The organism is Achromobacter arsenitoxydans SY8, from assembly GCF_000236785.1.
In the GTDB taxonomy this organism is placed as follows: Bacteria; Pseudomonadota; Gammaproteobacteria; order Burkholderiales; family Burkholderiaceae_B; genus Achromobacter; species Achromobacter arsenitoxydans.
On sequence record NZ_AGUF01000071.1, the window covers coordinates 14,913 to 34,315 of the forward strand.

A 19,403-nucleotide genomic window follows, 5' to 3' on the forward strand; every position below is an offset into this window, starting at 1 on the left:
GGTCCACTATGACCAGTCTTGCCGCTCCTCAATCCGGATTGCTCCGCCAGTACCTCGTCCTCACCAAGCCGCGCGTGACACAGCTGGCGGTGTTTTGCGCCGTGATCGGCATGTTCCTGGCCGCTCCGGGCATTCCGGACATGCGCCGCGTGCTGTTCGGCACGATCGGAATCTGGCTGCTTGCCGCCGCCGCGTTCGCCATCAATTGCCTGATCGAACAGGAAGTGGACGCCCGCATGCTGCGCACCGCGCGCCGGGCCACGGCGCGGGGCACCATCTCGGCCTTCCAGGTGCTGAGCCTGTCCGGGCTGCTGGGCGGCGCGGGCATGTTCGTGCTCTACAACATGGTCAACCCCCTGACCATGTGGCTGACGTTCGCCACTTTTGTGGGCTACGCCATCATCTATACGATCATCCTCAAGCCGCGCACGCCGCAGAACATCGTGATCGGCGGCCTGTCGGGCGCCATGCCGCCCGCCCTGGGCTGGGCAGCCGTGGCCGATTCCGTGCCCGCCGAGGCCTGGATCCTGGTGCTCATCATCTTCATCTGGACGCCGCCGCATTTCTGGGCGCTGGCGCTCTACCGCAACCACGACTACGCCAAGGCCGGCCTGCCCATGCTGCCGGTGACGCACGGCAATCAGTTCACCCGATTGCACATCCTGCTGTACAGCATTGCGCTGATGGCGACGACGCTGTTGCCCTACGCCATCCGCATGAGCGGCGAACTCTATCTGCTGTCGGCGCTGGTGCTGGGCGGCATGTTCGTTTCGTACGCCTGGCGCCTTTATCGCGAATACAGCGACGAGCTGGCGCGCAGCATGTTCCGTTTTTCCATTCTCTACCTGGCGCTGCTCTTTGGCGCCCTGCTGGTGGACCACTGGGTCGGCCTGTTGCGCTGATCCCCTGGAGGTTGTCGATGTCCGTGTTTTCCGCCAGCCGCCGGCTGACCCTGCGATTGGGCGCCGCCGCCGCCGTTGCCGCCGCCCTGGCCGCCTGCGGCGAGAGCAAGCCCGTCTTCAAGGGCAGCGATATCAGCGGCACGCAGCTGGGCCGTGGCCTGGAACTGTCCGACCACAACGGCAAGACGCGCCAGCTTGCCGACTTCGCGGGCAAGGTTGTCGTCGTGTTCTTCGGTTTCACGCAGTGTCCGGACGTATGCCCAACGTCGCTGGCCGAACTGACGGAAGTCATGAAGAAGCTGGGCCCGGACGCTGATCGCGTCCAGGTGTTGCTGATCACGGTGGATCCCGAACGCGACACGCCCGAGGTGCTCAAGCAGTACGTCACGGCGTTCGACCCGCGCTTCCTGGGGCTGACCGGAACCCCCGATCAGGTCCGGAAGGCCGCCGCGTCGTTCAAGGCCTATTACGCCAAGGCGCCCACCAAGGACGGCAACTACACCATGGATCACACGGCGGCGTTCTATCTGCTGGACGGCAAGGGTGAATCGCGCGTGCTGGCCAACAATAACGTCGGGGCTGACGCCCTGACGCAGGACATCCAGGCCCTGCTCAAGGGTTGACGCCAGGCGCGGCCCTTCAGGCCCGCGTGGCTTCCCACGCGGCCAGCGCGGCTCGGGCCTTGTCGCTGAGTTCGGCAGCGGGAATTTCGCGCTGATGGGCGATGATCATCAGCGCATAGGGCGTGGCCAGCGCGGCTGCCTCGGGGCACAGGCGCGATTCTTCGCCGACCGATGGCGAAACATTCCGCCAGTAGTTGATCGCCTGTTCAAGCTGGGGCAGGGTGATGGATTCCATTCGCCTATTGTCCACGAATGCGCCGGGCTGTCTATCACCCTTCGTCCTGCAAAGAAGGGTCACCATCGCAACATGCCGAAACCGCGCCCGGGTGCTATACCACTGCCGGTTAGTTACGATGGAGCATCGTCATGAATACATCCACCCGAACCGAGTCGTCGCGTCGCGCATTGCATCCGCTGGTCGCCGCCGCGGCGATCGCCGTCATCGTCATGTGCTCGGTGGGCGTGGCCGCGGTGATGGGCTGGCTGCCCACGCCCTCGGCCAATCCCCACGCGGACGAGCCCGTGGCCCAGGCCGAGGCCGGCCCTGAAGGCGCGAACCTGGCGCCCGCACCTGCCGCGCCAGCCGCGGCCGGCAAGCCCGCTGCCCAGGCCCAGCAATCCCAGCAGGCGCGTCCTGCGTCGGCTTCCGCGCCTCGTTCCGCGCCTGCCGCAGCGCCCGCCCAGCAAGCCTGCGCGACTTGCGGCGTCGTCGAGACCATCCGCCAGGTGCAGGTGCCCGTCAAGGACAACAGCGACCATCTGGTCGGCACCATCGCCGGCGGCGTGGCGGGCGGCGTCGTGGGTAATCAGTTTGGCGGAGGCAGCGGCAAGACGGCGCTGACCGTGCTGGGCGCGGTCGGCGGCGCTTTGGCAGGCCGTGAAGTTGAGCGTAATATCAGACAGCAACAAACAGTGACGCACTATGAGCTTACGGTACGCATGAGCGACGGCAGCACGCGCCAATTCCGCAGTGCGCAGCCCTTCTCTTTTGCCTCCGGCGATCACGTGCGCGTGGAGAACAACCAGCTGCTGCCGGGTTGAGCCCGGCTGCCGGCGGCAACCATAGACTTTGGGGAGACCTGGAATGAGCGACCAATACACCAACCCGTTCGTGCTGCCGGGCATGGGCCAGAACTCCGACCTGTCGGGCAATCCGCTGCTTGCCAGTATGGAAATGATGCGCCAGGCCTGGGCCGGCCTGACGGGCCCGGGCGGCCTGGCCAGCAGCCTGCCCATGGCGCCGCCGATGAACCTCGAGGACCTGGACCGCCGCATCGCGGAGCTGCGCTCCGTGGAGAACTGGCTGCGCATGAACCTGAGCATGCTGTCCAGCACCATCCAGGGCATGGAAGTGCAGCGCTCCACCATCAGCACCTTGCGCGCCTTCGTGGACAGCGCGTCCCGCATGGATATGGGCGCCGTCCAGGAAAGCGGCGCGGCGTCGCCGCTTGAGGTGGTGCTGGGCCTGAAGCCCGCTCCAAAGAAGCCCGCTTCCGCGGGCGCCGCTGAAGACGCCGGCGTCAAGGCGGACGCCAAGTCTGAAGACGCGTCCGCTGCGGCAGGCCACGAATCGGCCGCGGGCATGAGCGAGCAGATGGGCGCGGCAGCGCAGTCGGCATCCAAAGCATGGTGGGACCTGCTGCAGCAGCAGTTCAACCAGATCGCCGCGGCCACCGCCGCGTCCATGCCTTCGGCGCCGGGTGCGGCCGGGGGCGACGCGGAGGCAAAGGCCAAGCCCGCCGAACCGAAGGCGTCGGCCAAGCCCGATGCCAAGGCTTCGAAGCCGGCGGCGGCGCGCAAGCCCACCGCCTCCAAGCGCGCGGCCAAGACCGCCAAGAACACCGGGCCTGCCGACGGCAAGCCCTGACCCTATCTTTCAATCGACACGCGGATCGGCCGCAAGGCCGTCCGCACGTCCTCAAATATCTACTGGAACTTATGCTTAATGTAGTGATTCTTGCCGCCGGACTGGGTAAACGCATGCAGTCCGACCTTCCCAAAGTCTTGCACACGCTGGCCGGCAAACCCATGCTGGCCCACGTCCTGGACAGCGCGCGCCAACTGAAGCCGGCGCGCATCGTCGTGGTGGTCGGCCATGGCGCGGACCGCGTCAAACAGGCTTTCGCGGGCCAGGAAGATCTGCACTTTGTGCTGCAGCAGCCCCAGCAGGGCACCGGCCACGCGGTGCAGCAGGCCGTGCCGCAGCTGCTGGAGGGCGAAGGCAAGGACGACGTGACCCTGGTGCTGTACGGCGACGTGCCGCTGGTGCAGCCCGAGACCCTGCAGCGCCTGCTGGACGCCCGCGGCCAGGGCGCCGCCGTGCTGACCGAAGTGCTGGCCGATTCCACTGGCTATGGCCGCATCGTGCGCGACGCCAAGGGCAACGTGTGCCGCATCGTCGAACACAAGGACGCCTCGGACGCCGAGCGTGAGATCAAGGAAGTGAACACCGGGATTCTCACTGCGCCGACCGCGAAGCTGAAGAACTGGCTGACCCGCATCGACAACAACAACGCCCAAGGCGAGTACTACCTGACCGACGTGGTCGGCCTGGCGGTATCCGACGAGGTTCCCGTGGGCGCGGCCCAACCGGGCGCCGCGTGGGAAACCCTGGGCGTGAACAGCCGTGTGCAGCAGGCCGAGCTGGAGCGTCGCTGGCAGGCCGAACAGGCCCGCCGCCAGCTCGAGGCCGGCGTCACGCTGGCCGATCCCGCGCGCTTTGACGTGCGCGGCACGCTCAGCTGCGGCCGCGATGTGTTCATCGACGTGGGCTGCGTGTTCGAGGGCCAGGTGTCCCTGGCCGACGGCGTGCGCGTGGGCCCGCATTGCGTACTGCGCGACGTCTCCGTCGGAGCCGGCACGCATATCGAAGCCTTCAGCCACTTGCAGCAGGCCCAGGTTGGCCGCGACGCGCGCGTGGGGCCGTACGCCCGCCTGCGTCCGGGCGCCGAACTTGGCGACCGCAGCCACGTGGGCAACTTCGTTGAAATCAAGAAAAGCGTGCTGGGCGAGGACAGCAAGGCGAACCACCTGGCCTACATCGGCGATGCGGATATCGGCGCGCGCGTGAACGTCGGCGCGGGCACCATCACCTGCAACTACGACGGCGTGAACAAGCATCGCACCGTCATCGAAGACGACGCCTTCATCGGGTCCGACACGCAGCTCGTCGCGCCGGTGCGCGTGGGCCGCGGCGCGACCCTGGGCGCGGGCACCACCCTGACCCGCGACGCGCCGGCCGAAAAGCTGACGGTGTCGCGGCCCAAGCAGGTCGTCGTTGACGGATGGCAGCGCCCGGTAAAGAAGTCGTGACGCCGGGGCAAGAAGCGGGCGCGGAGGGCGCGGCAAGGCCCGCCCCGCCCGACGGGCTGCCGGCGCCGCGCCGGTACTGGGCGGCGGCCACCGTGATGACAGGCATCAGCCTGTCGGTGCTGGACACCACCATTGCGAACGTGGCGCTGCCCACCATCGCCAAGGACCTCGACGCATTGCCGGCGCAGGCGGTCTGGATCGTCAACGCCTATAACCTGGCCGTGGTCATGGCGCTGTTGCCGCTGTCGGCGCTGGCCGAGCGCATCGGCTTTCGCCGCATGTTCACGTTCGGCCTGGTGCTGTTCACGCTGGCCTCGCTGGGCTGCGCCCTGGCCGGCACGCTTTGGCAGCTGACTGCCGCGCGTGTGTTCCAGGGGCTGGGCGCCGCGACGCTCATGTGCATGTTCGGCGGACTGGTGCGCAACATCTATCCACTCAAGATGCTGGGGCGGGGCATCAGCATCAACGCCACCACGGTGGCCGTCATGTCCGTGCTGGGCCCTACCATCGGTTCGGCCATCCTGTCGGTGGCGCCGTGGCCGTGGATCTTCGCGGTCAACCTGCCCATCTGCGCGCTGGCCATGCTTGGCCTGCGCCATCTGCCCGAAGTGCCGCGCAACGACGTGAAGCTGGACTGGGTCAGCGCCCTGCTCTGCATGGCCACGCTGGGCGTGTTCATTTCGGGCGTCGACATGATGGGCGAGGACCTGCTGCGCGGCATCGGCCTGGTGGCCATCGCGGCGGTCGCGGGCATGGTGCTGGTGCGCCGGGCCAGCCGGCAGCCCGCGCCGCTGGTGCCCGTGGACCTGCTGCGCATCCGGCCGCTGGCCTTTGCGGTGGGCGCGTCCGCATGCACCTTCGCCGCGCAGATGGCCTCGTACGTGTCGCTGCCGTTCTATTTCCAGCAGGTGCTGGGCCGGCCCTACCTGGAGGTGGGCATGCTGATGGGGGCCTGGCCCGTGGGCACGGCCATCATTGCGCCGCTGGCGGGACGCCTGTCCGACCGCTATTCCGCCGCCACCCTGAGCGGCGTGGGGGCGGCGACGATGGTGGCGGGCATGCTGTGGCTGGCCTTGCTGCCTTCGACGGTATCGAACGGGCCCATCATCGTCGGCATGTTCCTGGCCGGCGTGGGCTTCGGCTTCTTCCAGACGCCCAACAACCGGGCCCTGCTGTCCGCCGCGCCCCGCCAGCGCAGCGGGGCGGCGGGCGGCCTGCAGGCCACCACCCGGGTGTTCGGGCAGAGCTTCGGCACCGCGCTGGTGGCGATCGCGTTCAGCGTCAGCGCGGCCCACGGGCCCGGTCTGGCGCTGGTGCTGGGCACAGTGTGCGCGGCGCTGGCAGTGGTGGTGAATACCGTCCGCTTTTCCAAGCTGCGGACCTAGCAGTATTCCGGCCCCGTTGCGCCAGTTCGGACCCCGGGCGCCGGCCGCTTCTATAATGGCGGCCGGCGCCCGGTTTCATTGGCGGGGCGCGAAGCTATCAAATTTTTAAGGCGTTCAGGCATGAAGATCACGGTCGTGGGTACCGGTTACGTGGGTTTGGTGTCGGGAGCGTGCCTGGCCGACATGGGCAACGATGTCATGTGCCTGGACGTGGATGCGGCCAAGATCGCGCTGCTGCGCCAGGGCGGCATCCCCATCTACGAGCCTGGCCTTGAAGACCTGGTCCGCCGCAATGTGCAGGCCGGCCGCCTGCATTTCACGGACGACGTGGCGCAAAGCGTGGCGTTCGGCGACGTGCAGTTCATCGCCGTGGGCACCCCGCCGGGCGAGGACGGCTCCGCCGACCTGAAATACGTGCTGGCGGCCGCGCAGAACATCGCGCGCCACATGACGTCGCGCAAGCTGATCGTGGACAAGTCCACCGTTCCCGTCGGCACGGCCGACAAAGTGCGGGCGGTGGTCTCCAAGGAACTGGCCGAGCGCGGCGTGGACATTCCCTACACGGTGGCGTCCAACCCCGAATTCCTGAAGGAAGGGGCGGCCATCAACGACTTCATGAGCCCGGACCGTGTGATCGTCGGCGCAGACGACGACTACACCGTCGGCGTGATGCGCCGCATCTACGAACCCTTCCAGCGCACGCATGACCGCCTGATGGTGATGGACGTGCGCTCCGCGGAGCTGACCAAGTACGCCGCCAACGCCATGCTGGCCACGCGCATTTCGTTCATGAATGAAATGGCGAACCTAGCCGAAGCCTTGGGTGCGGACGTGGAACAGGTGCGCCGCGGCATTGGCGCCGATCCGCGCATCGGCTATCACTTCCTGTACCCGGGCGCGGGCTATGGCGGCTCGTGCTTCCCGAAGGACGTGCAGGCGCTGGTCAACACCGCCTCCGAGCACGGGCTGCCCATGCGAGTCATCGAGGCCGCCGAGGCCGCGAACCATGCGCAGAAGTTCCGCCTGTCTGAAAAAGTGGTCGCGCGCTTCGGAGAAGACCTGAGCGGCCGCAAGATTGCCTTGTGGGGCCTGTCCTTCAAGCCCAACACCGACGACATGCGCGAAGCGCCCAGCCTGACGGCCATCGCCGAACTGACGCGCCGCGGCGCGCAGGTGCGCGCCTACGATCCGGTCGCCATGCACGAGGCCGGCCGTGTCCTGGCCGGCCAGCCGGGCGTGAGTTTCGCATCCGACATGTACGACGCCCTGGACGGCGCCGACGCGCTGCTGATCGCCACCGAATGGAAGGTCTTCCGGGCGCCCGACTTCGACCGCGTCAAGGCCTTGCTCAAGACGCCGCTGATCATCGACGGCCGTAACCTCTACACGCCCGCCGACGTGCGCGCCCAGGGCTTCGAATACTCGGGCATCGGCCGCGCATGAAGATCCTGCAACTGAACTTCGAAAAGGGCTGGCGGGGCGGCGAGCGGCAGACGCTGTATTGCATGCGCGCCTTCCGCAAAGCCGGCCACGACGTCGAAGTGATGTGCCGCGAAGGCGCGCCGCTGGCAGAGCGCGCCCGCCAGGAAGGCTTCGTCGCCCACACCGTCCGCAACGTGCCTGGACAGCTGGCCTTCCTGGCCGGCGCCAGCCGCTATGACATCATCCACGCGCAGACGGCCAACACCATCACCTGGGCCGTGCTGACCAAGTGGCTTCACCGCCGGCCGGTGGTCTTTTCCCGGCGCACGTCGTTCGTGGTCAAGCCGGGCGACGAATGGAAGACCGGCTTCAAATGGCGGCACACGAACCTGTTCGTCGCCATCAGCGAAATGGCCGCAGGCGAACCGCGCCGTCTTGGCATCGAACCCGTCATCATCCGCAGCGCGGTCGAGCCCCATCAGATCAACACCGAAAACGTCGCAAGCCTGGTCCGCGAATTCGACCTGGAAGGCAAGAAGGTCATGGCGACGTCCGCCGCGCTCATCCGCGACAAGGACCCCGTCACGCTGGTGCGCGCCGTGGGCGAACTGGCCCGGACCCGCCGCGACTTCATCTTCCTGCATTTCGGCGCCGGCGGCGACCGCGAACAGCAGGCCAAGGACGAAGCCCGCAAGCTCGGCATCGAGGACGTCTACCGCTTCGCCGGCTTCCGCAAGGGCGTCGAGGACTTCTATAGCATCCTGGACGTCTTCGTCATGAGCTCCGAAGAAGAAGCCCTGGGCAGCAGCGTGCTGGACGCCTTCCTGCAGCGCGTGCCCGTGGTGTCGACCGACGCCGGCGGCCTGAAGGAAAGCCTGGCCGACGGCCGCGGCGTGCTGTGCGCCGTGGGCGACCACCAGGCCATGGCGGCCGGCATGGCCCGCTGCCTGGACGACGCGGCCTTCCGCCAGGAAGTCACCGAACGCGCCTACGAATACGTGCGCAACGAGCACGACGTGCAGAAGATGGGCAACCGGTATCTGGCGCAGTTTGAGAGGCTGGTCGGGCGGCGGTAGACTCGACCTGGCGCCACACGGTTAGTGTGGCGTGTTGGAAGCCTTGCGGTCAGCGGAGGCAATTTTGGCCCATTCGGCGATCTTGGCCTTTGCCCATTGTGCCGTCCGATCCAGGTCTGGCAACTGGTGAGCTCTGATCCGATCCCACGCAATGCGCTGGGACGGCCGTTGCACCATATGCGTCAGCGCGGCGTCCAGCCCTTCAAGCTTGGCTTTCAGCAGCGAAGCCAAAGCCTGCTCCGGGATCGCGCCGTGGGGCGCCTCTGTTTGCAGGACAACCCAGTCAAACAAGTCTCGGGCGGTCAGCGCCCAGCCCCTGAAAAACAGCTTTTTGGCCAGGACTTCCGCTGGCGGCTCCAACGGGAACCGCGTTTCAGCAGCGGGCGGGTTCCAGATATTCGGCGCGTCGGGGAGCAAGGGCGCCGCAACGACAAAATCTATCTCACCCTCGGCGAAACGCAGCTTCACGTGAGCATTGTCTTCGTTGTAGCCCGCAAGCTCATCCTCAAACATGTCATTGAGTCGCGGTGAGACATAGGGGAGCCAGCCAGGGGAGTCGACGAACAGGTCGATATCATCGCTGATGCGATGTTCGAGCGCGAGCATCAACCGTGTGCCACCGCCCAGCACCGGCTGGAAGGAATCGCCACCGTGACGGCGGGCGTCATTAACCAGGATCTGCGCGCGCGCTTCCAGGGTCCTCCATGGGCCGGCTGTGCGATGGTGCTGGATGTCTGCCCGTGTCGTGCTCATCAAAGCACCCCCTCAAGGGCATCTTCCCAGCGAGTGGACCTGGGCAATCCAAAACGATCGCGGGCCAGCTGATAGAGTGCTTGCGCCTCTTCCAGCCGAACCCCTGCTTCGAAACTGGCGCGGCCAATGAGTTCCGGTTCCAGTTCGAGAAACATGTGGGCCAGCAGCTCATTCGCCAGCGCATCGTCCGATGCCGAAGACAGATTGCCGGAACGCAACGCCGCGGCGACATCATTCGCGTCCACCACGTGTCCGTAGGGCGCGTTCAGGTGAGTCGCGATCATCTCGAGATACTGAGTCGACTGCTTGGGCAAGGGATGCTCCTGGCAGAATCATGGGGACTTTGGCCCGTCCGGGGTGGATTATCCACCGCAGGTCGGCGGTGCGCTCGGTATTCAGCCGATATTGTGCGCTGAGTTGCTCACGCCCGCACGTCGATCCGCGTTTCGAACTTGGCCCGATGCACCGAGAAAAACGTGCGCACGTTGCGCACGTTGGCCTGCGCGGTGAACGCGCGGTGCACCAGTGCATGGTAGGCGGGCATGTCCTTGACCTGAGCGATCACCACGAAATCCGGACCCGGCGACACCCGGTAGCACTGCAGCACCGCGGGTTCCGTCAGCATGCTTTGCTCGAAGGCATCCAGGCTTTCGGCGGCCTGCACGTCCAGCGTGATCTCTACGATCGCCGTCAGCGTGCTGCCCAGTTTCTGGGCGGACAGGATGGCCACCTGCCGGTCGATCACCCCTTCTTCAATCAGGCGGCGCACGCGGCGCAGGCAGGTGGGCGGCGATGCGTGCACCTTTGCGGCGAGATCCTGATTGGTCAGTGAGCTGTCTTCTTGTAACTGTTCAAGAATGCGCCGGTCCAGATCATCCAGTTCGGGTAGTGAAATCGGCGTGTTTTGCATGATTAATTCAAAAATCAGTTATGCAAGAAAGATTATTTAATCACATTTGTGTAAGGGAATTAACTACCAAATTTGCCAACATTAAGAAATCAAATTTCTTATGGGGTCGCGCACAATGCGTCGGTACACGAACTTACCGGAGTCTCTCCTATGTGCGGCATTGTTGGCGCCGTCGCCCAGCGCGACATCACCCCGATCCTCGTTGAAGGCCTCAAGCGCCTGGAATACCGGGGCTACGACTCCTGCGGCGTCGCCGTGTACGCCGACGGCCATCTGCGCCGCACGCGCAGCACGCAGCGCGTTGCCGAACTGGGCGAGCAGATCGCGCAGGACAAGATTTCGGGCTTTACCGGCATCGCCCACACCCGTTGGGCTACCCACGGCGTGCCGGCCACGCACAACGCCCATCCGCATTTCTCGCACCTGGGCAACGACGAGCCGCGCATCGCGCTGGTCCACAACGGCATCATTGAAAACCACGACGAACTGCGCGCCGAGCTGCAGGCCGTGGGTTATGTCTTCGAAAGCCAAACCGACACCGAAGTCATCGCGCACCTGGTGAACCACCTGTACGCGGGCGACCTGTTCGAAGCCGTGCAGAACGCCGTGCGCCGCCTGCATGGCGCCTACGCCATCGCCGTTTTCTGCCGCGACGAACCGCACCGTGTTGTGGGCGCGCGCCAAGGCTCGCCGCTGGTGGTGGGCGTGGGCCAGAACGAAAACTTCCTGGCCTCCGACGCGCTGGCGCTGGCCGGTACGACCGACCAGATCATCTACCTGGAAGATGGCGACGTCGTTGACCTGCAGCTCTCGCGCGTCTGGATCGTGGACGCCGCCGGCAAGAACGTCGAACGCGAAGTGCACACGGTGCACGTGCACACCGGCGCCGCCGAACTGGGCCCCTATCGCCACTACATGCAGAAGGAAATCTTCGAGCAGCCGCGCGCAGTCGGCGACACGCTGCAGGACATCGAAGCCATCACACCGGAACTCTTCGGCGACGGCGCCTACAAGATCTTCAAGGACATTGATTCCCTGCTGATCCTGGCCTGCGGCACCAGCTACTACGCCGGCCTGACCGCCAAGTACTGGATCGAGTCTATCGCCAAGATTCCGGTCGCCGTGGAAATCGCCAGCGAATACCGCTACCGCGACAGCGTGCCCAACCCGCGCTCGCTGGTCGTCACCATCTCGCAGTCCGGCGAAACCGCCGACACGCTGGCCGCCCTGAAACACGCCCGTTCGCTGGGCATGGAACACACGCTGACCATCTGCAACGTGTCCACCAGCGCCATGGTGCGCGAGTGCAAGCTGTCGTACATCACGCGCGCCGGCGTCGAAATCGGCGTGGCGTCGACCAAGGCCTTCACCACCCAGCTGACTGCGCTGTTCCTGCTGACCCTGACGCTGGCGCAGGTCCGCGGCAGGCTCACCGACGAGCAGGAAGCCGAGCACCTGAAGGCGCTGCGCCACCTGCCGGCCGCAATCGGCTCGGTGCTGGCGCTGGAGCCGCAGATCATGGCCTGGGCCGATCGTTTCGCCTCCAAGGAAAACGCCCTGTTCCTGGGCCGCGGCATGCACTACCCGATCGCGCTGGAAGGCGCGCTCAAGCTCAAGGAAATCAGCTACATCCACGCCGAAGCCTACCCGGCCGGCGAACTCAAGCACGGCCCGCTGGCGCTGGTCACCGAGCACATGCCGGTCGTCACCATCGCGCCCAAGGACGAGCTGCTGGAAAAGCTGAAGTCCAACATGCAAGAAGTGCGCGCGCGCGGCGGCGAGCTGTATGTCTTCGCCGACGCGGACAGCAAGATCCAGAGCGCCGAAGGCATGCACGTGATCCGCATGCCCGAGCACTACGGCAAGCTGTCGCCGATTCTGCACACGGTGCCGCTGCAACTGCTGTCGTATCACACGGCATGCGCGCGCGGCACGGATGTGGATAAGCCGCGGAATCTGGCGAAGAGCGTGACGGTGGAGTGATGCGGGCCGGGCTTCGGCCCGGCTTAAAAAACTGGAAATAAAGTCGGTCGCGAGTCGAACGCACCATATCGTCGACGATCGGCCGCCTTCGACCCATTACGGCCACTCAGGCGCGGCTTGCCAAGATCGGCAGGTTTGATGGAGAATTGATAGTAATTCTCATTACTAAATTTTCAATCCGGAGCGCCTGGTGTCCACCATTCCTCCCGCTGCCGTATCAGCGATGCATACGCTTTACAGCGACAACCATGGGTGGCTGCTGGGGTGGTTGCGCCGTCGTGTGGGCGATCCGTTCGATGCGGCTGATCTAATGCAGGACACCTTCGTCAGGGTGTTGAAGACGCATACAGGGCGATGCGGCGCGGCCAACGCCGACCCGGCCGCTGAGATTCGGGAACCGCGCGCCTATCTGGCGACCATTGCCAAAAGCCTGATGATCGATTTCTTCCGGCGCCAAACGCTGGAGCGGACCTATCTCGAGGTTTTAGCCGCACTCCCACCGCAGGAGGTGCCTTCGCTCGAAACGCTGGCCGTGTTGCGTAGCGCCTTGATCGAGATTGACGCCATGCTCGACGGACTCGGCTTAAAGGTCAAGCAGGCCTTCTTGATGGCGCAGTGCGAAGACCTTCCCTATGCTGAGATTGCCCGCCGTCTGGGGATATCGCGTCGCAGCGTGGACAATTATCTGGCGCGCGCCATGGCGCATTGCTGCCTGCTCTTGCCGTGAGCGGCACGCCGATGTCTACGGAGACACCGCTCAGCGCGCGGGATCTGCGCGCCATCAAGGAGGCCGCCACCTGGTACGTGCGCCTTAGTTCGGAAGCCACTACCGCCAACGATCGCCACGCCTGGAGCCTCTGGCTCGCCAGCGACGCCGCCCACCGCGCCGCGTGGGGCAAGGTCGAGCAGGTCTGCCGCCAGATGGGCCGCCTGCCAGGCAGCATCGCCCGCCCCACGCTGGCGCCGGCCAAGGCGTCGCGCCGCGCAGTGTTGCGTACCATCGGCCTCGTGGCAGGCGCCGGCGCCGCCTCCTGGCTGGGATGGCGCACCCTGCCGTGGGAAGGCTGGGCTGCCGACTACCGCAGCGCCGTCGGCGAACGGCGCAACATCAAGCTTGCGGACGGCTCGTCCATGCTGATGGACACCGATACCGCCGTCGACGTCACGTTCGACGTCCAGGCGCGCATCCTGGACCTGCGATCGGGCGCCATTCTGGTCTCCACGCATCCCGACCCCGCCGCCAAGCCGCGCCCCTTCCTCGTGCGAACGCGCCAGGGCACGGCCACCGCGCTCGGCACGCGTTTCATGGTCAAGACCGAAGGTGGCTGGACGCGCGTGGCCGTCCTGGAAAAGTCGGTTCGCATTGAACCCGTACAGGGGCAGGGGGCCGTCGTCCTGCATGCTGGCCAGCAAGCGCGGTTCAGCCGAGACACCGTCGAACCCGCCAAGCTAAACGACATCACTACTGCGTCATGGACTAGTGGCAACCTCGTCGCGTTGGACATGCCGCTGGGCCAACTGGCGGCCGAGCTGGGCAGATATCGGCGCGGCGGTCTTGGGTGCGACGCCGATGTTGCCCAACTGCTGGTGTCGGGCTCTTTTCCGCTGGACAACACCGATCAGGCCCTGGCCGCGTTGACGCAGGGCTTTCCGGTCAAGACCGAGCGGGTGCTGGGCTATTGGACCCAGCTTGTCGCGCGTTGAAGCGTGCGGACGCCGAGCTCAGGAACCGTCCAAATTTATTTTTGAAGAATTTGCGTCTTCGGGCCGTTTCGTTCGTCCTCTCAGGCAGAACCTTTATTTCACGCTTTCCTGAGAGACTTCATGTCGTACAACCCCTCTGTTCACTCGATTTCCGTCCGCGGCCTGCGCCTGCGCGCCTTGCCTTTCCATTTGGCGCTATTGTTCATGGCGTCGGCTCTGCTTGCCTCGCCGATGCTGCATGCGCAAGGCGCCGTCATGGCCTCCGAGTCCACCGTCCGCCACTTCGACATCCCAGGCGGGCCGCTGGCCCAAGTGATCAGCCAGTATGCAAGCGCAGCCGGCGTGGCCATCTCGTTCGATGCCGCGCAAACGCGCGGCTTGACCTCTGCCGGCGTGCATGGCGCGTATGGGGTGGATGCGGGCTTCGCGGTTGCACTGGCGGGTAGTGGATTGCAGGCCGTCCGCGGTGCGCAGGGCGCTTACACGCTGCAGGCTTTGCCCGCAGCGGGATCCGTGGTCACCCTCCCCAGCATCGCCGTGACCGCCTCTTCCGAGCGGCCAGCCGACGACGGCTTCGTAGCGCTGCGTTCGTCGGCAGGCACCAAGACCAATACGCCCCTAATCGAGATTCCCCAAGCTATCAGCGTCGTCAGTCGCGAAGAAATGGATCAGCGGGGCGTGCAGAATTTCAATTCCGCAGTGGCGTACACACCCGGCATTCGCGCCATCGACTACCCCGGCGGGCAAGGCGCGCCCGACATCTACCTTCGAGGTTTCCGCGCCTTCAACCTGTTTTCGACGTTCCGGGACGGCCTGCGCGCGGGGTTTAACCAGTACGACATCGATATCGAGACCTACGGGCTGGAACGGATCGACGTTATCAAGGGGCCGTCGTCCGTGCTGTACGGGCAAATCGCCCCGGGCGGGCTGGTCGACATGACGACTAAGCGCCCGACCGAAACGCCGCTGCATGAAATCGAATTGCAGGGCGGGAATTTTGACCGCCGACAGGCTGCGTTCGACTTCGCAGGTCCGATGGACCAGGAGGGCAAGTGGCTTTACCGCATCACCGGCGTGGCGCGCGACAGTGGCACCCAAGTCGACCATTCGCCCGACGACCGGTTCTATCTGGCGCCGTCGCTGACATGGCGTCCCACCGACCGGACCAACGTCACCGTCTACGCGAGCTACCAGAAATCCAAGCGCGGCGGTTCGGAACAAAGCCTGCCACTGACCGGCACAGTCAATGACAACCCGGCCGGCCGCTTCCCGTCGGACGTCTTTCTGGGGCAACCCGACCTGACGCACTACACGGTCGAGAACACCTCGGTCGGCTATGAAGTCGAACATGCCGCCACGGAAAACTGGACCGTGCGTCAAAAAGCCCGCTACACGCACGCCAACGTGGATTACGTGTCCAGCGGCGCACGCAACAGCGCGCAACTGACCGACGGACGCTACTACACGTTCGGCATGCAGGACCGCCCGAAAAGCACCGACACCTTCCTGGTCGACACCAATGTCGAAGGCCGCGTTTCGACGGGTGCCGTGCAGCACACCGTTTTGGCTGGCCTGGACTACGGGTACTATTCCGGCCGCGAGTCCCGCACCGGGGGCACCAACGGCACGGTGGACATCTTCAATCCCGTCTACACCAATACCACCACGTGGAACAGCTTCAAATCGGTGGACGGCAAGAGCCAGGTCTATCAGACCGGGTTGTATGCGCAGGACCAACTGCGCTATGAGCGCTGGATCCTGACGCTGGGCGGCCGCTACGACTGGGCCACCAACAAGGAATCCGACTATCTGTCCGATGCGTCCAGCAAGGTCAATTCTGAGGCCTTCACTGGCCGTAGCGGAGTAACCTATCTTTTCGACAACGGCATCGCACCGTACGTCAGCTACTCCACGTCGTTTCAGCCCGCCTCGGGCACGCTGGCGCCGGCACGGGGTGGCGGCAATTTCGATCCGACCAAGGGCAAACAGTATGAAGTCGGCATCAAGTACCAGCCTCCAGGTTCCGACAGCATGATCACGGCGTCCCTGTTCCAGTTGACGCAGCAAAACGTCACCACCGCGGACCCTTTGTATTCCGGCTACTCGGTGCAGGACGGCGAGGTGCGCTCGCGCGGGCTGGAGTTGGAAGCGAAGACCACGCTGGCCGCTGGCCTGAACGTGGCGGCGTCGTACACCTATCTGGATGCCGAGATTACCAAGGACAATGCCAATCTCGTCACCGGCGTTAGCAAGAAGGGCCTGCGCCCAGCATCGGTGCCGCGTCACATGGCGGGCCTATTCGTCGACTACACCGTGCGCACCGGGCCGCTCGCCGGGCTGGGCCTGGGCAGCGGCGTCCGGTATGTTGGGTCGTCCTACAACGCGGCCAATACGATCAAGATCGGTGGGTACACCCTGGTTGATGCGGTGGTGCGATATGACCTGGGTCAGTTGAGTCAAGATCTCAAAGGCTTGCGCGCTTCGATTAGTGCGACCAACCTCTTTGATAAGCGCTATTTCACCCCGGGTTTCTACGACCAGTCCGTGTTTTACGGCAACCGGCGTGCCGTGGTGGGGACATTGAGCTATAGCTGGTGATTTCAATGAAACCGCGTGCTGGAAGACAAGGGATTGGGCTGATGGGTTAATTCGGTACTACGGTGGCGACGAGCGGCTGCTTCTGACCGGCAAGCGTCCGCTCGCCGGCCGGGATGCATCAAACCTCGGTTTGTTCAGCCATCTCAAGCGCATCGTCGACCTCGATGCCAAGGTATCGAACTGTGCTTTCCAGCTTTGTATGCCCGAGCAGCAGTTGTACAGCCCGAAGATTCTTCGTCCGGCGGTAGATCAGCGAAGCTTTTGTACGGCGCATGGTGTGGGTGCCATATGCGGTATCGTCAAGGCCAATGGATGCGACCCAGCGATGCACAATACGGGCGTACTGCCGCGTCGACAGATGCGGCGACGTATGCAACCGGCTCGGAAACAGAAAGTCCGCCGCCTTTAGACCTCGCGCCTCGATCCATGCAAGGCTCTCACGGGTTTGCTCCGTGATCTCGAATTGGACCGGACGCTGGGTCTTTCGTTGCATGACGGTGGCTCTCGCGGCCACGTGGCTACCGTGACGGATGTCCTGCACCTGCAATCGCGTGAGATCGCACGCTCGAAGCTTGCTATCGATTGCGAGATTGAACATTGCGAGTTCCCGGACGTTCGACGCCATCTTCAGTCTCGTTCGGATTGCCCAAATTTCTCCTAGCTTTAGAGGTGGCTTCTGCCCGGTGAGTTTGCCCTTGTTCCATGGCACACGACGGTCAACGGTGACATTCGCGGATTCCATGACAATCTCCTTTCGCGTAAAGGGAGATTAAGTGTGCTCCTACGGAGGGTCGCTATCCGACCCGTACCGGTCATTAAGCCGAGCCCTCCAAAGTCGTCATTCAGGCCGAATGCAAGTGACAGACCGAAGAGGAAAAAAGGGGCCTCCGCGTTGCTCAAAGGAAGAAAAGAAACGCTGCCGCGATGACGGTGGGTACTAGCGCCCCGTACAGCAGGCCCAGCATGCTGACCGAGCCATTTGCGAAGCTGCCGCGTAGCAGGGCCACGCCCGCCGGATTCGGCGCGTTTGCGATCACGGTCAGGCCTCCGCCCGCCACGGCGCCCGCCACCAGCATGTATTGAGCCTGGCTGGAGATGCCGTTGATAAGCGAACCCAGGTAGGTCAAGGCAGCGTTGTCGGTGATTGCCGTGAGCGCCAACGCACCAACGAATAGCACCTTAGGTTCAAGCCCACTGACGATAGGCTGCAACCACCATTGCTGCATGCCGCCCAGTACCACCAGGCCGGCCAGGAAAAAGCCCACCAGCAGAGCTTCCTTGATGATCAGCGGGCTTTGATGGGTTTTGTAGGCCTGCGTATAACCGATAAAGAACAGGAATAGGCCAAGGAAGATAATCGGATGGTGCGCGCTGAGCACAACGGCGGCCAGGAACACCAGATGCACAGCGATGACGACGGGCGACATCGGCTCGGCGGTTTTTTTCATCGACATCACATCGCCCGAGCGCAGGTAGGGGCGCAGCAACATCGTCACCAGCGTTGCGTTAAGCAGGACGGCCAGGGCGGCCTTCCAGCCGAAGGTGGTGAACATGAAAGCGCTGTCCCAACCCCACGTCGAGGCGACCATCAGGACGGGCGGCGCGGCATAGGACGTGAGCGTCCCACCAATCGAAATATTGACAAACAGCACGCCCAACGCCAGATACTTCAAGCGCTCGGGCATGTCGCGATGAAACACCTGCGGCGCCAGCATCATCGCAGCGATCGTCATTGCTGCGGGTTCGGTGACCAGCGACCCTGCCAACGGCACCAGGGCCAGGCATAGCCAGGCTTTGGCGGTCTGGTCGCGGACGGGAAGCTTGCGTGCGACATGTTCGACAACGCGCATCACCGCCGTCAGCACCGGCAATGAGGCGGCAATGACCATCACCACAAAGACAAATGCGGGTTCGGTGTAGTTGCGCGACTCGGCGTACGCCAGGGCTGTGCTGCTGGAGGCGGCAAGCGCCATCAGGATAAGCAGTATTGCCGCCCAGAAGCCGAACACCACTTCGACCTCTCCCAGCAGGTGCAGCAGGCCGCCGTGGCGCTTGCTGCGATGTGCCAGGCGCAGAAAGACCGGCGCAGAAAATGTGTGCACCAGCGCTAGGGCAAAAACAAAGGCGGCGATGATTTCCAGTGCGGATTCCGTCACGTTTCAGTTCCTGTACACAAGAGAGCGGCTTAGGCCGAGATCAGATGCGGGCGGACGACACCCGTGCCACTTCCACCCACAAGCGCGTCATGACGACGTGCCTGATCAGGTCAAAAATATGCGCAGGAGCGTTGCTCGGCACCAGCACGCGGCGTATCAGCGCCTGAAGATCGACGCGGACGCAAGGTTGCAACGCCGCACGTCCGCGCTGCCGTGACAGCGTGCGCACGCGCACCCGGGTTTTGCTCGGCATATCTATTTTCAATTCGGCATCCTCGGGGGCCAACACCGCGTGATGCAGCGCATCGAGTGTCGTGCACACATAGACCGATTCGGGCTGCGCGGCGTCGTCTTCAATCTTACGGCGCCATTCCTGAGAGCCGACTAGCGTTGCTGTCGATCCCCGTTCGGATACGTCGAAGCGCAGATGGCTGAATTCAAGCAATTCGATGAATTCTACAAAGGGAAGTTCGCGAACCACGGTCAGCGCCCCGCGCGGCACGTTGCCGTCTTTTTGCTGCGCCAATTGTTTCATGACACCCTCCGTCAATGAGAAAAAGGGGAACCGCCGCGCGGCTC

General features: G+C 64.4%; 19 protein-coding genes. 12 read left to right on the forward strand and 7 right to left on the reverse strand.

Annotated elements, in window-relative coordinates; all coding sequences use genetic code 11:
- Window positions 1-8 precede the first annotated feature (8 nt).
- Together cyoE and KYC_RS21665 are read left to right on the forward strand one after the other, a co-directional pair.
- Window positions 9-902, forward strand: a complete 894-nt coding sequence (cyoE, locus tag KYC_RS21660; RefSeq protein WP_008166459.1) for a heme o synthase — start codon at window positions 9-11, stop codon at window positions 900-902.
- Window positions 903-919: 17 nt separating this feature from the next.
- A complete protein-coding gene (locus tag KYC_RS21665) occupies window positions 920-1,525 on the forward strand; it encodes an SCO family protein (RefSeq protein WP_008166461.1) in 606 nt (201 codons plus the stop codon).
- Window positions 1,526-1,541: 16 nt separating this feature from the next.
- On the opposite strand, the gene KYC_RS21670 is transcribed toward KYC_RS21665, so the two are convergent.
- Window positions 1,542-1,760: a DUF3717 domain-containing protein gene (locus KYC_RS21670; protein WP_008166463.1), complete on the reverse strand. Its 219-nt coding sequence runs from the start codon at window positions 1,758-1,760 to the stop codon at window positions 1,542-1,544.
- Between the two features lie 131 nt (window positions 1,761-1,891).
- Between KYC_RS21670 and KYC_RS21675 the strand changes: the two genes are divergently transcribed.
- The 6 genes from KYC_RS21675 (at window position 1,892) to KYC_RS21700 (ending at window position 8,720) form a co-directional block, all read left to right on the forward strand.
- Entirely contained in the window at window positions 1,892-2,566 is a 675-nt protein-coding gene (locus KYC_RS21675) for an outer membrane lipoprotein (protein ID WP_008166465.1), read from the forward strand.
- 43 nt (window positions 2,567-2,609) lie between these two features.
- Window positions 2,610-3,392 (forward strand): PhaM family polyhydroxyalkanoate granule multifunctional regulatory protein, encoded by a 783-nt coding sequence (locus KYC_RS21680; RefSeq protein WP_008166467.1) that lies wholly within the window; start codon window positions 2,610-2,612, stop codon window positions 3,390-3,392.
- 71 nt (window positions 3,393-3,463) lie between these two features.
- The gene (glmU, locus tag KYC_RS21685; RefSeq protein ID WP_008166469.1) at window positions 3,464-4,837 is read left to right on the forward strand and encodes a bifunctional UDP-N-acetylglucosamine diphosphorylase/glucosamine-1-phosphate N-acetyltransferase GlmU; all 1,374 of its coding nucleotides are present in this window, start codon (window positions 3,464-3,466) and stop codon (window positions 4,835-4,837) included.
- Window positions 4,810-6,222 carry an MFS transporter gene (locus KYC_RS21690; RefSeq protein WP_050814925.1) on the forward strand — a complete coding sequence of 471 codons (1,413 nt, stop codon included), beginning with the start codon at window positions 4,810-4,812 and terminating at the stop codon, window positions 6,220-6,222. The genes glmU and KYC_RS21690 overlap by 28 nt, the downstream gene beginning before the upstream one ends.
- Window positions 6,223-6,342: 120 nt before the next feature.
- Window positions 6,343-7,665, forward strand: coding sequence for a UDP-glucose dehydrogenase family protein (locus KYC_RS21695; protein WP_008166473.1), 1,323 nt, complete (start codon window positions 6,343-6,345; stop codon window positions 7,663-7,665).
- Window positions 7,662-8,720, forward strand: coding sequence for a glycosyltransferase family 4 protein (locus KYC_RS21700; RefSeq protein ID WP_008166475.1), 1,059 nt, complete (start codon window positions 7,662-7,664; stop codon window positions 8,718-8,720). Before KYC_RS21695 ends, KYC_RS21700 begins: the two co-directional genes overlap by 4 nt.
- 21 nt (window positions 8,721-8,741) lie before the next feature.
- Here KYC_RS21700 and KYC_RS21705 read toward each other — a convergent pair whose 3' ends face one another.
- The 3 genes from KYC_RS21705 to KYC_RS21715 form a co-directional block, all read right to left on the reverse strand.
- Window positions 8,742-9,473: a nucleotidyl transferase AbiEii/AbiGii toxin family protein gene (locus KYC_RS21705; protein WP_008166476.1), complete on the reverse strand. Its 732-nt coding sequence runs from the start codon at window positions 9,471-9,473 to the stop codon at window positions 8,742-8,744.
- A complete protein-coding gene (locus tag KYC_RS21710) occupies window positions 9,473-9,787 on the reverse strand; it encodes a hypothetical protein (protein WP_008166478.1) in 315 nt (104 codons plus the stop codon). Before KYC_RS21710 ends, KYC_RS21705 begins: the two co-directional genes overlap by 1 nt.
- Window positions 9,788-9,894: 107 nt before the next feature.
- Complete coding sequence (locus tag KYC_RS21715; RefSeq protein WP_008166480.1) at window positions 9,895-10,383, reverse strand: Lrp/AsnC family transcriptional regulator; 489 nt, start codon at window positions 10,381-10,383, stop codon at window positions 9,895-9,897.
- A 150-nt stretch (window positions 10,384-10,533) separates the two neighbouring features.
- Here KYC_RS21715 and glmS point away from each other — a divergent pair, with 150 nt between their 5' ends.
- From glmS to KYC_RS21735, 4 genes are all read left to right on the forward strand, one after another.
- The gene (glmS, locus tag KYC_RS21720) at window positions 10,534-12,366 is read left to right on the forward strand and encodes a glutamine--fructose-6-phosphate transaminase (isomerizing) (protein WP_008166481.1); all 1,833 of its coding nucleotides are present in this window, start codon (window positions 10,534-10,536) and stop codon (window positions 12,364-12,366) included.
- A 223-nt stretch (window positions 12,367-12,589) separates the two neighbouring features.
- On the forward strand, window positions 12,590-13,093 hold the full coding sequence (locus KYC_RS21725; RefSeq protein ID WP_008166484.1) for a sigma-70 family RNA polymerase sigma factor: 504 nt from the start codon (window positions 12,590-12,592) through the stop codon (window positions 13,091-13,093).
- A gap of 11 nt (window positions 13,094-13,104) precedes the next feature.
- The gene (locus tag KYC_RS21730) at window positions 13,105-14,070 is read left to right on the forward strand and encodes a FecR domain-containing protein (protein ID WP_008166485.1); all 966 of its coding nucleotides are present in this window, start codon (window positions 13,105-13,107) and stop codon (window positions 14,068-14,070) included.
- Between the two features lie 120 nt (window positions 14,071-14,190).
- Complete coding sequence (locus KYC_RS21735) at window positions 14,191-16,668, forward strand: TonB-dependent siderophore receptor (RefSeq protein ID WP_008166487.1); 2,478 nt, start codon at window positions 14,191-14,193, stop codon at window positions 16,666-16,668.
- Window positions 16,669-16,786: 118 nt separating this feature from the next.
- Here KYC_RS21735 and KYC_RS21740 read toward each other — a convergent pair whose 3' ends face one another.
- From KYC_RS21740 to KYC_RS21750, 3 genes are all read right to left on the reverse strand, one after another.
- Complete coding sequence (locus KYC_RS21740) at window positions 16,787-17,410, reverse strand: tyrosine-type recombinase/integrase (RefSeq protein WP_008166488.1); 624 nt, start codon at window positions 17,408-17,410, stop codon at window positions 16,787-16,789.
- Between the two features lie 154 nt (window positions 17,411-17,564).
- Complete coding sequence (locus KYC_RS21745) at window positions 17,565-18,824, reverse strand: putative Na+/H+ antiporter (protein ID WP_008166490.1); 1,260 nt, start codon at window positions 18,822-18,824, stop codon at window positions 17,565-17,567.
- A 40-nt stretch (window positions 18,825-18,864) separates the two neighbouring features.
- Window positions 18,865-19,359: a hypothetical protein gene (locus KYC_RS21750; RefSeq protein ID WP_008166492.1), complete on the reverse strand. Its 495-nt coding sequence runs from the start codon at window positions 19,357-19,359 to the stop codon at window positions 18,865-18,867.
- Between the last annotated feature and the right edge of the window lie 44 nt (window positions 19,360-19,403).